Consider the following 11325-nt stretch of genomic DNA (forward strand, 5'->3'; position numbering starts at 1 on the left):
CGTCCCAACAACCGCTGGTCGAGTGCTGCGCGTTGGTGGTCCAGTCGGTCCAGTCGCTCGAGCAGCGCATAAAGATCAGTGCGCGACAAATCGTCCAACCGCAGACCCGCCGCCTGCTTGTAGGCGCACTCGAGGGCGGCGAGCACGTCGGCCACTTCGTTCGAACGCATGTACGAATCATACCTCTGCCCGGTCGCGTTGACTCGCCTTTTATGCGCGCGAAGCGGCTATACGTTGCCTCACTGAAAATGCGCGCATGCGGCGTGCCTACCTGAGGGATCGGCGATGGTCTCGGTAGGCCCAATTGATGGGGTTGACGTTGGCCGAGCGCAGGGCTGTTACCGAGATGACCGCGATCCGCTACGTGGTGGCCGATAGGCCAGCCAAAAGCAGGATTCTGGACGAGTTGTGCGCCAACACCGGTTGGCACCGTAACCATGCCCGCAAGGCTCTCGGGGCGGCGCTGCAGCCCAAGGTGGTGGCACCGAGGCGAAGTCCGCGGCCACCCGTATACGGGACGGATGTCATTGCCGCGCTTACCGTGTGCTGGCTGGTGCTGGGGATGCCGGCCGGCAAGCGGCTGGCACCGATGCTGACCGAACTGGTGGCGGTGTTGCGGCAGTTCGGCGAGCTGGTCATCGATGATGACACCGCAGCACTGCTGGTGTCGATGTCGGCGGCCACCATTGATCGTCGCCTGGCAGGTGAACGGGCCAAACGCCAGCTCAAAGGGCGTCGCGCTACCAAGCCAGGGTCGCTGTTAAGAAGTCAGATCCCGGTCCGCACCTGGGCCGACTGGGACGACGCTAAGCCGGGCTTTGTTGAGATCGACTTGGTCTCCCACGACGGCGGAAACACCATCGGGCCGTTCGCATTCACCCTCACGGTCACCGATATCGCCACGGGGTGGACCGAGAACCGCTCAGTGCCGACCAAGGAGGCCAAGTGCGTCCTGGCCGCCCTAGAAGGCATCGCCGACAAGATGCCCTTCCCGATCTTGGGGGTGGACTCTGACAACGGAGCAGAATTCATCAACGTCTATCTGTTCCTGTGGTGCAGGAAACGTGAGATCACCTTCACCCGAGCGCGGCCGACGAACAAGAACGACGGCTGTCACGTCGAGCAGAAGAACTGGGCAGTGGTCCGCACCATGGTCGGCTACCACCGCTACGACACCGCACCAGAAATGTTGCTACTCAACGAAATCTGGAATCTTCAGTCCCAGTTGACCAACTACTTCTACCCGCAGCAGAAACTAGTAACCAAGGTCCGCGACGGCGCCAAGGTGACCAAGAAATACGACAAAGCGACCACCCCATTCCGCCGCGCGATCAATCATCCCGCCATGACCGATGACCGCATAGCATCCATGGCCCGAACCCACGCTTTGATCAACCCCGCCGCTACTCAACGGCAGATCCAGGTCCTGACCGCACAGCTCCTCAAAGTGACCACGAGCAAGTCCGAACCAGCCACCCGAGCCCGCATCCCCAAGCGCGCACAATCACGTGAGGCAACGAACCCACCCTCGCGCGCATCTTGACGTGAGGCAACACGCCGGTGACGTCGGCGAAGCGTCGTCCATAGGTAAGCGGAATGTATCGGACCGCAGTCCGGTTACTTCAGGCATGCCTGCCATCACAGCCGATACCCTCACCCTCCCGCGCATCGCCGCTCCCGCCCCGGCCGACACCGAACGCCCCGTGCGGTCGATCACCACCGGACCCCGTGGCTTCGAAGGCGAGGGCTTCCCGGTGGTGCGCGCCTTCGCCGGCGTCGCCGCGGCCGACCTCGACCCGTTCGTGCACATGGACCAGATGGGAGAGGTGGAGTACGAACCCGGCGAACCGCGCGGCACGGACTGGCATCCGCACCGCGGGTTCGAGACCGTGACCTACATGATCGACGGTCGCTTCGCTCATCAGGATTCCCACGGCGGAGGCGGACTGATCACCGACGGCGCCACCCAGTGGATGACCGCCGGTTCCGGCATCCTGCACATCGAGACACCGCCCGCCGAACTCGTCGAGCGGGGCGGTGTATTCCACGGCATCCAGTTGTGGGTGAACTTGCCGCGGGCCGACAAGTTCACCGCGCCGAGGTACCAGGCCATCGAGGGCAACGAGGTGAAGCTGTTGTCGTCGGACGACGGCGGGGCGCTACTGCGGGTCATCGCCGGCGACCTCGACGGTCACGTTGGCCCCGGAGCCACACATACCCCGATCACATTGGCGCATGCGACGATTCAGCCTGGGGCGCGACTCGACATCCCCTGGAACCGCGAATTCAATGCGCTCGCGTACATCCTGTCCGGGCAGGGGACGGTGGGTCCGGTGGCCCATCCGATTCGTCAGGGACAGCTCGCGGTGTTCGGGCCCGGCGACCGGGTCACCGTCGCGGCACAGCCGCAACAGGATCCACACCGGCCCGCTCTCGAGGTGCTGATCCTGGGCGGCAGGCCGATCCGCGAGCCGGTGTACCAGTACGGGCCGTTCGTGATGAACAGCAAGGCTGAGCTTGTCCGGGCGCTCGAGGACTACCAGGCCGGCAAGTTCGGCACCATCCCGCCGAACGCCCTTATGCCGCACCGCCCTTAGTCGCATCGGCGGGGACGGACTTCGGGTACAGCAACTCCAATTCGCCGAGGTGAGCCGCGACGGTCACCAGCGGCAGGGCCGCAGCGACCGCGAGGTCGTCGCCTGTCGCCTCGGCGCGCAGTGTTCTCACGAAGTCGTCGCTGATCGCTGGTGGCGAATCGGCTTTGCCGCCGGTGACTCTCGCGCAGATCGCCTCCGTGTGTGCCTCCAGCACCGTGCGGGTGCGGGCGTAGATCCCGTGCGGCGGGGGAACGACGTCGGCGATCTGTTCCGCGGCCGCCCGCAGCCTGATCGCCCGGTTGGCCGACCGGACCGCCGGCCCGCGGATGTCGGTGGGGCCGCTGCTTTCCGAAAGGAACTGTCGAACCGCATCGTCGGTGGTCCTCGACGCCTCGAGCGCACCGTGGCTCAGCGTGATCACCCGATTGGTGGCGTCCTCGGACGCACCTCGCGTCACGCGCAGCACCGCCGCCTTGAGGAACGTCGCGCCGACGGCGAACGCGTCGTCGATGGCCCGTGACAGCCGGGCCCGTGCCCCGCGCGGCCACAACAGAATCGACACCATCACGCCCACGAGGGCGCCGACCGCAACGTCCTCGACGCGGATCAAACCGACACTCCAACCCGTCGGCGCAATGAGGTTGAAGATGATCAGCACCATCATGGTGAAGGCGGCCTGGCCGGCGATGAACGACGCCACCTCCGGCACGAAAGCCGAGCCGAACGCGACCACCGGCAGCAGCCCCCACATGACCACCGGCTCGACGCCCACCAGTTCGATGAGTCCGACACCCAACAGGAATCCGATTGCCGTGCCCGCCACCGCGCGCAGCACCCGGGTACCAGTGGTCAGCGCGCTGCTGCGCAGCACCGACATCGCGCCGAGCACCACCCAGAAGCCATGCTCGAGGGGGAACAGGTGGGTGACGGCGACCGCCATCGCCAAGCCGAGGCCGGTGCGAAGGCTGTTGCGTAACACCACCGCTCGAGTGGCGAGAAATCCGCGGGTGATCGCGGCGACGGCCGTCGTCTCGGGCATCACCCAGTCCGCGGTGCCGGTCTTCGGTAGCCGACGACCCAGCACCCGCGCCCACACCGGACGGGCGTCGGCCTCGGCAGCGTTGCGGATGACGCGTCCGGTCACGCCTACGGTGGCAGAGAACGTGCGACGCCCCAACAATTCTCGGCCGACGCCGACGGCGGAGGCGTCGTCCGGGCAAGCGAGGATCTCGAGGATGTCCTCGTGGTACCTGCCCTGCGCGATGGCGCGCAGTTCAGTCAGCGCCGCGTTGAGATCGGCGCTGCGGGCGCTTCGTCCGGCCGCGTCGGAAATCCGCAGCACCGCAGCGCAATCCCGCAGCACCCGGATCAGCGGGTCCCTCATGTCGCCGAGCAGTCGATCCGTGTCGTCGGTGATCCGGTCGGCCAGCCAGCCGAGGTCGTCGACCACACGAACGAGCGCGCGGCTGCCCGCTGTCAGGGCGACCGGACGAAAGTCGGCGCTGAGAAACGTTTCCCACAGCTGGTTCATCGCGCGGGTCGCGTCCCTGGCGACCACCGTGCCCGCCAGACAGTCGGCCAGCCGATTGCACACCCGAGCGGCGTCACCACGTAACTCGTCGTGGTGACGGGGCGGTAGGAGAAACAGCGCGGCCGGCACGCAGACCGCCAGCGCGATGAGCCAGCCCAGCAACCGGTCCGGAATGGGACCCGCCGGCGTACAGGCGGGCAGCACGAAGGTCAGCAGCGTCGCGCGCTGCCCGGCGGCGATGATCTCGCTGAGCACCCCGGAGAACGTCACCACCACCCCGAGAACGAACATCGCCGCGACGCTCAACCACGGATGCGGCGAGACGAGAGTGCCCAGGGTGATCAGGATGGCGCCGTTGACGGCCAGCCCGCAGTACGCCAGCGCGCGGGCCGGTCGGTTGCCGGGAAAGTCCACCAGGATCAGCAGCGCGACCGAACCGAAGATGGTGAACATCGGCGTCTGCGAGCCGCCGCCGACCGCGAAGCTCACCGCGGCGGCGATCGGCAACATGATGGCCGCCCTCGTCGCGCGCCGCAGCGCGTCGAATTCCGGGTCGCGCCGCCGGATGCGGTTCACCACGCGGCGCCGCACGGGACCGACGACGTCGTTGAGCGACACTCCGCTACCCGCGCTACCCGGCGTCGGGAACCGACTGGAGGCGCCTCGAGTCGAGCGCATCGATCTCGACGTAGCCCTCCCGCGAAACCACGCTCGCCATGAGACGCGACATTAGTTCTTCGTCAGCCGACTTCTCTACGGAAGTCGGTAGCTGACACGGCCGATGGGGGCCCCCAACAGGGAGTGTCAGAGGACGTAAGTGACGTGTGGCACAATTTGACCGTGCCGCATACGGCGAGTAGAGGTCCGGGCCGTCCCCCCGCAGCGAAGGCCGCCGAGACACGGGAGCGCATCATACAAGCCGCTCGCGAGGTCTTCAGCGAACTCGGATACGACGCTGCGACGTTTCAGGCGATCGCCGTCCGCGCTGATCTCACGCGTCCCGCGATCAATCACTACTTCGCGAGCAAACAGGTGTTGTGGCGGCAAGTCGTCGAGCAGACCAACGCGGCCATCGTCAGCGCCGGCAGGGCGCGTGCGGAAGGCGAGACGAACCTGCTCAGCCGGTTGTCCGCATACTTCACCGCGGCGATGCAGCCGGACTCCGAAGATCGTTCAGCGGCAGCCTTTTTGGTGACGTCGGTGCTGGAGGCTCAGCGCCACCCAGAGCTCAGTGACGACGAGCACGACTCACTCAAACACTCGCGCGAATTCGTGGCGTGGGCGGTCAACGACGCGATCAAGCGCGGGGAGCTCACCACCGACACCGAGGTCGACTCGCTTGTCGAGATGCTGGTTGCGGTGATGTGGGGGATGGGCTTCTACGCGGGCTTCGTCGGCACACCCGATGAGCTCAAAGCCGTGGTGCAGCAGTTCGAGCTGCTGATGGCCAACAACCTCTGGCGGCTCAAGGGCTGAGCGGGCGCAGTCACCTGCCAAACCTTCGTATAGCTGGCCTAAGTTCTTGCGGTACCATGGCGCTCGATGAGTTCGTTGCGCACTGAAGATGACACCTGGGACATCGCGACCAGCGTGGGTTCGACGGCCGTGATGGTGGCCGCCGCCCGCGCCGCCGAGACCGCGCGGGACGACGCGCTGATCCACGATCCGTTCGCCGAAGTGCTGGTCGCGAAGGCCGGCGGCGGGGTGTGGGACATAGTGCTCGACCCCGAGGTCGGCGCGAAGGTAGCCGAGACGGACCCCGAGGTCGGCGCGATCTTCGAGCACATGGGCAACTACCAGGCCGTGCGCACGCACTTCTTCGACGAGTACTTCACCGACGCCGCCGCCGCAGGCATCCGGCAGGTCGTCATCCTCGCGTCCGGTCTCGACTCCCGCGCGTACCGCCTGCAGTGGCCCGCGGGCACGGTGGTGTACGAAATCGACCAACCCAAGGTGCTCGCGTACAAGGCCGCCCGGTTGGCCGAGCACGGTGCTCTGCCGACCGCCCAACGCGTCACGGTGGCCGTCGACCTGCGCCACGACTGGCCGAAAGCGTTGCAGGAGGCTGGATTCGACCCCGACTCACCGACCGCGTGGCTGGCCGAAGGGCTGCTGATGTATCTGCCCGCCGATGCCCAGGACCGGCTTTTCGAGCAGATCACCGCGCTCAGCGCGCCGGGCAGTCGCGTGTCCGTGGAGACCGTCGGGGTGCAGGCCGAAGAGCGACGCGAGCAGATGCGGGAGCGTTTCGAGCGGATCCGCGCGCAGTTCGGAATGCAGGATTCCGTCGACGTCGCGGAGTTGATGTACAACGACCCGGACCGTGCCGACGTCGCCGAATGGCTCGACGCGCACGGGTGGCGGTCGAATGCGGTCACCTCGCAGCAGGAGATGCGCCGGCTGGGGCGCTGGGCGTTGCCCGCCGAGTTGTCGGACGACGACGGGTTCTCGGAGTTCGTCATCGCCACGAAGGGCTGAATTCTCGCCGCGTGGGCCTCTCGCGGGGCTATCACCTGCCCAACCAGTTGGTTAGGATCGGGGGCGCGCGAGGAGCGGAGATCCTCGTGCTCGGGTCGGGAAGGACACCCATCATGACCACTGAAATCGCCGCGTCGACGCAAGCCACCGAGGACATTCCCAACGTCGTTCGTCGACTGCGCGACACCTTCAAGACCGGACGCACGAAGAGCATCGACTGGCGCAGAGAGCAGCTCAAAGCGATGGAGCGGCTCGTCCTCGAAAACGAGCAGGCGATCGCGGCCGCGCTCGAACAGGACCTCGGACGCAAGCCGTTCGAGGCGTGGCTGGCCGACATCGCCAGCGTCGCCGGTGAAGCCAAGGACGCCGCGCGCAACGTCCGCAAGTGGGCCAAGCGCAAGTACCGGATGCTGGAGATGAGCCAGCTGCCCGGCCGCGGCTGGGTGGAATACGAGCCGTTCGGCACGGTGCTGATCATCGGCGCGTGGAACTTCCCGTTCGCGTTGACGCTCGGTCCCGCCGTCGGCGCGATCGCGGCGGGCAACACCGTCGTGCTCAAGCCGTCCGAGGTGGCGCCCGCGTCGTCGGCGCTGATGGCCGAGCTGGTGCCCAAGTACCTCGACAGCGACGCCATCGCGGTTATCGAGGGCGACGGCCGGGTCAGCCAGGAACTCATCGCGCAGGGCTTCGACTACCTGCTCTACACCGGCGGCACCGAGATCGGCCGCAAGGTCTACGAGGGGGCGGCGCCGCATCTGACTCCGGTCACACTCGAACTCGGCGGCAAGAGTCCGGTGATCGTGTCGGCCGACGCCGACCTCGACGTCGCGGCCAAGCGCATCGCGTGGACCAAGCTGATCAACTCCGGCCAGATCTGCATCGCGCCCGACTACGTCTTGGCGGACGTCAAGATTCGCGACCAACTGGTCGACAAGATCAAGGCCGCGGTGCAGACCTTCGAGTCCGAGAATCCCGACGGCAAGCGCATCGTCAACGAGCGCCACTTCGACCGGCTGACCAACGCCCTGGCCGCAACCAAGGGCGACGTCGTGATCGGCGGCGGATCGGACGCGTCGAAGGTCAGCATCCAGCCCACCGTCGTCGTCGACCCCGACCCGGCGGAGCCGTTGATGACCGACGAGATCTTCGGCCCGATCCTGCCGATCATGACCGTCCAATCACTCGACGACGCAATCACTTTCGTGAACTCGCGGCCCAAGCCGCTCGCGGCTTACCTGTTCACCAAGACCAAGAGCATCCGCGAACGCGTGGTCAAGGAGGTCTCCGCGGGCGGCATGGTGGTCAACCATCTGCTGTTCCACTTCGCCACCCACAAGCTGCCGTTCGGCGGCGTCGGACCGTCGGGCATGGGCGCCTACCACGGCAAGTTCGGCTTCGAGACGTTCAGCCACAAGAAAACCGTGATGACCAAGCCGACCCGACCCGACGTCGGCGCCTTCATCTACCCCCCGTATACAGAAAAGGCTTGGAAGCTCGCCAGACGGCTGTTTTAGCGATTTCGGGGTAGTTGGTCGCGCTCAGCGCAACGAACTACACCGAAACCGCAGAACCTAGAAAGGAAACCCATGCCAGGAGTGCAGGATCGCGTCATCGTCGTCACCGGGGCCGGAGGCGGGCTCGGGCGCGAGTACGCGCTGACCCTCGCCCGGGAGGGCGCCAGCGTCGTCGTCAACGACCTCGGCGGTTCACGCGACGGCACCGGTGCCGGACACAACATGGCCGACCAGGTCGTCAAGGAGATCAAGGACGCAGGCGGACGCGCAGTCGCGAACTACGACAGCGTCGCCGAACCCGAGGGCGCCGAGAACATCATCAAGACCGCGGTCGACGAGTTCGGCAAGGTCGACGGCGTCGTCTCCAACGCGGGGATCCTGCGCGACGGCACATTCCACAAGATGGAGTTCGCCAACTGGGATGCGGTGCTCAAGGTGCACCTGTACGGCGGTTACAACGTGATCCGCGCGGCGTGGCCGCACTTCCGGGAGAACAGCTTCGGCCGTGTGGTCGTCGCCACCTCCACCAGTGGGTTGTTCGGCAACTTCGGCCAGGCAAACTACGGCGCCGCCAAGCTCGGCCTGGTCGGCCTGATCAACACGCTGGCCCAGGAGGGTGCGAAGTACAACATCAAGGCCAACGCGGTCGCTCCGATCGCAGCGACCCGGATGACGCAGGACATCCTGCCGCCGGAGGTCTTCGAGAAGCTGACGCCGGAGTACGTGGCCCCGGTCGTGGCCTACCTGATGACCGAAGAAGTGCCCGACACCGCTTCGGTGTTCATCGTCGGCGGCGGCAAGGTTCAGCGCACCGCGCTGTTCCAGAACGAGGGCATCACATTCTCCGAGGTTCCCTCGGTCGACGACATCTCCGCGAAGTGGGGCGAGATCACCGACCTGTCGGCGGCGCAGCGGGCCACCTTCAGCCTCGGCTGAGTCTGCTGAATGAAAGCGCTTGTCGCGCAGGAACTCACCGGACCGAGCGGGCTTAACCTCACCGATGTCGACGAGGTTGGCGGCGGCGACGACGTCGTGGTCATCGACGTCGGTGCGGCCGGGGTCAGCTTCCCCGACCTCTTGCTGTTACGCGGCGAGTATCAGCTGCGGCTCGAGCCGCCGTTCATCCCCGGCATGGAGGTCGCCGGGGTGGTGCGGTCGGCACCATACGAGTCGGAGTTCAAACCCGGTCAACGCGTGACCGCGCTGTCCATGCTCGGGGCGTGGGCGCAGCAGGTGGCGGTGCAACCAGCCAACCTCATGCGCACCCCTGACGACCTGGACGACGCCGAATCCGTTGCACTGCTGGGCAATTACCAGACGATGTACTTTGCACTGGCCAAGCGCGGCGCGCTGCGGCCGGGCGAGACGGTGCTGGTGCTGGGCTCGGCGGGCGGGGTCGGCACCGCGGCCGTACAGATTGCGAAGGCGTTGGGCGCCAGGGTGATCGCGATGGTGCACCGGCCGCATGCGGTCGAGTTCGTCGAATCGCTGGGCGCCGATGTGGTGTTGCCGCTCACCGAGGGCTGGCTGGAGGCGGTCAAGGATGCGACCGACGGCCGAGGCGTCGACCTGGTGGTGGATCCGATCGGCGGCGACGCCTTCGACGACGCGATCCGGGCACTCGCCGTCGAGGGCCGGTTGCTGGTGATCGGCTTTGCGGCGGGCGGAATTCCGACGGTGAAGGTGAACCGGCTGTTGCTGCGCAACGTCGCGGTGATCGGTGTCGGTTACGGCGAGTACGTCAACCGCAAGCCGGGCTCGCAGTCGGTGTTCGAGTTCGGGGTCGCGGAGTTGGTCAAAGCCGGCCTGCGGCCGCCGCCGCCGATGCGCTTTCCGCTGTCCAAGGGTCCCGAAGCGCTGCAGGCGCTGGCCGACGGTGGGGTCCTGGGCAAGCTCGTGCTGGAGCCGTAGGTGGCGCTGCAGGCGTTGGCGTTCGACACGTTCGGCACCGTGGTCGACTGGCGCTCCAGCATCATCCGTGAGCTCGAGGACTTCGGCAAAGCGCAAGGAGTGCAACGGGATTGGGCGGCGTTCGCCGACGACTGGCGCGCCGGCTACCCGCCGGCGATGGACCGGGTGCGGCGCGGCGAACTACCGTGGACCAAGATCGACGACCTGCACCGGATGATCCTCGTCGACCTGCTCGCCAAGGCCGGCATCACCGCCGATAGCGATACTCTCGACCACCTCAACCGCGCCTGGCATCGCCTCGACCCGTGGCCCGACGCGGTGCCTGGCCTCACGCGACTCAAGCGAAAGTTCGTGATCACGACGCTGTCGAACGGCAACGTCTCGCTGCTGACCAACATGGCCAAGCGGGCCGCGCTGCCGTGGGACTGCGTGATCTCGGCCGAATTGTTCCGGCACTACAAGCCCGACCCCGAGGCCTACCTCGGCTGCGCCGAACTGCTCGACGTGGCGCCCGGCGAGCTGATGCTGGTGGCCGCGCACGCCAGCGACCTGCGCGGAGCGAAACGCGCGGGACTGATGACGGCTTGGGTGGACAGGCCACTGGAATACGGCGAGGGAAGGCGGCGGCCGTCGAGAATCGCCGACGGTGAATTCGACGTCATGGCCGCCGACTTCATCGACTTGGCCGACAGACTCGGCGCCTGACGCCTCGCGAGTTCTACACCAGGGCTGCTCTCGGGGGCCGGATCGCGACCCTCAGGTAGAAATCGGCGATTGCTGGCGCGGCTAAAGTCGAGCCATGAGTTCAGGTGGGATCGTGCTTGTGGCGCTGGCCATCGCGGTCGGCATCGTCGGCATCGTCATTCCGCTGCTGCCCGGAACCCTTTTGGTGTTCGGCGCGATCGCGGTGTGGGCCGTCATCGAGAACAACCCCACCGGATGGGTCACGCTCGGCGCGGCCACGGTGCTGCTCGGCGCTGCCATGCTGATCAAGTACACGTGGCCGATGCGGCGGATGCGCGAGGCCGATGTGCGGACCTGGAGCCTGGTCGCCGGCGGCGTGCTCGGCGTCATCGGCTTCTTCGTGATCCCGGTTCTCGGTCTGCCGATCGGCTTTGTGCTGGGCATCTACCTGGCCGAACTGGCCCATCGGCACGACCAACGGGTGGCCTGGACATCGACGAAGCACGCGCTCAAAGGCGTCGCACTGTCGGTCGGGGTGGAACTGGCGGGTGCGTTGCTGGCCACTGTCGTTTGGGCCACCGGGGTGTACCTGACGCAGTAGCTTGCAGGA

The 11325-nt window shown here is 66.6% G+C and carries 10 protein-coding genes; 9 read left to right on the forward strand and 1 reads right to left on the reverse strand.

Features of this window, described 5'->3' with window-relative positions; translation table 11 throughout:
* Positions 1–307: 307 nt before the first annotated feature.
* Positions 308–1543, forward strand: coding sequence for an integrase catalytic domain-containing protein (locus G6N18_RS16345; protein ID WP_083000139.1), 1236 nt, complete (start codon positions 308–310; stop codon positions 1541–1543).
* Between the two features lie 85 nt (positions 1544–1628).
* Positions 1629–2597, forward strand: a complete 969-nt coding sequence (locus G6N18_RS16350; protein ID WP_083000140.1) for a pirin family protein — start codon at positions 1629–1631, stop codon at positions 2595–2597.
* On the opposite strand, the gene G6N18_RS16355 is transcribed toward G6N18_RS16350, so the two are convergent.
* Positions 2578–4746 (reverse strand): FUSC family protein, encoded by a 2169-nt coding sequence (locus G6N18_RS16355; RefSeq protein ID WP_234806093.1) that lies wholly within the window; start codon positions 4744–4746, stop codon positions 2578–2580. The two genes, G6N18_RS16350 and G6N18_RS16355, sit on opposite strands and share 20 nt — an antisense overlap.
* 222 nt (positions 4747–4968) lie before the next feature.
* Here G6N18_RS16355 and G6N18_RS16360 point away from each other — a divergent pair, with 222 nt between their 5' ends.
* From G6N18_RS16360 to G6N18_RS16390, 7 genes are all read left to right on the forward strand, one after another.
* Positions 4969–5604, forward strand: coding sequence for a TetR/AcrR family transcriptional regulator (locus tag G6N18_RS16360; RefSeq protein WP_083000259.1), 636 nt, complete (start codon positions 4969–4971; stop codon positions 5602–5604).
* Positions 5605–5670: 66 nt separating this feature from the next.
* On the forward strand, positions 5671–6606 hold the full coding sequence (locus tag G6N18_RS16365) for a class I SAM-dependent methyltransferase (RefSeq protein ID WP_083000142.1): 936 nt from the start codon (positions 5671–5673) through the stop codon (positions 6604–6606).
* A 113-nt stretch (positions 6607–6719) separates the two neighbouring features.
* Positions 6720–8120 carry an aldehyde dehydrogenase family protein gene (locus G6N18_RS16370; protein ID WP_067225354.1) on the forward strand — a complete coding sequence of 467 codons (1401 nt, stop codon included), beginning with the start codon at positions 6720–6722 and terminating at the stop codon, positions 8118–8120.
* Between the two features lie 72 nt (positions 8121–8192).
* The gene (locus G6N18_RS16375; protein WP_067225356.1) at positions 8193–9056 is read left to right on the forward strand and encodes an SDR family oxidoreductase; all 864 of its coding nucleotides are present in this window, start codon (positions 8193–8195) and stop codon (positions 9054–9056) included.
* Between the two features lie 9 nt (positions 9057–9065).
* Positions 9066–10031, forward strand: coding sequence for an NADPH:quinone oxidoreductase family protein (locus G6N18_RS16380; protein ID WP_083000143.1), 966 nt, complete (start codon positions 9066–9068; stop codon positions 10029–10031).
* Positions 10032–10736, forward strand: a complete 705-nt coding sequence (locus G6N18_RS16385; protein ID WP_083000144.1) for a haloacid dehalogenase type II — start codon at positions 10032–10034, stop codon at positions 10734–10736. It abuts the gene before it with no gap.
* 94 nt (positions 10737–10830) lie between these two features.
* Positions 10831–11316 carry a DUF456 domain-containing protein gene (locus tag G6N18_RS16390; RefSeq protein WP_083000145.1) on the forward strand — a complete coding sequence of 162 codons (486 nt, stop codon included), beginning with the start codon at positions 10831–10833 and terminating at the stop codon, positions 11314–11316.
* Positions 11317–11325 lie beyond the last annotated feature (9 nt).

This window comes from Mycolicibacterium celeriflavum, from assembly GCF_010731795.1.
Lineage (GTDB): Bacteria > Actinomycetota > Actinomycetes > Mycobacteriales > Mycobacteriaceae > Mycobacterium > Mycobacterium celeriflavum.

Bases quoted from the DNA above. Each gene is read 5' to 3' on its own strand.
- G6N18_RS16345 (WP_083000139.1), top strand. From the start codon at position 308: ATGGGGTTGACGTTGGCCGAGCGCAGGGCTGTTACCGAGATGACCGCG.
- G6N18_RS16350 (WP_083000140.1), top strand. From the start codon at position 1,629: ATGCCTGCCATCACAGCCGATACCCTCACCCTCCCGCGCATCGCCGCT.
- G6N18_RS16365 (WP_083000142.1), top strand. From the start codon at position 5,671: ATGAGTTCGTTGCGCACTGAAGATGACACCTGGGACATCGCGACCAGC.
- G6N18_RS16370 (WP_067225354.1), top strand. From the start codon at position 6,720: ATGACCACTGAAATCGCCGCGTCGACGCAAGCCACCGAGGACATTCCC.
- G6N18_RS16375 (WP_067225356.1), top strand. From the start codon at position 8,193: ATGCCAGGAGTGCAGGATCGCGTCATCGTCGTCACCGGGGCCGGAGGC.
- G6N18_RS16380 (WP_083000143.1), top strand. From the start codon at position 9,066: ATGAAAGCGCTTGTCGCGCAGGAACTCACCGGACCGAGCGGGCTTAAC.
- G6N18_RS16390 (WP_083000145.1), top strand. From the start codon at position 10,831: ATGAGTTCAGGTGGGATCGTGCTTGTGGCGCTGGCCATCGCGGTCGGC.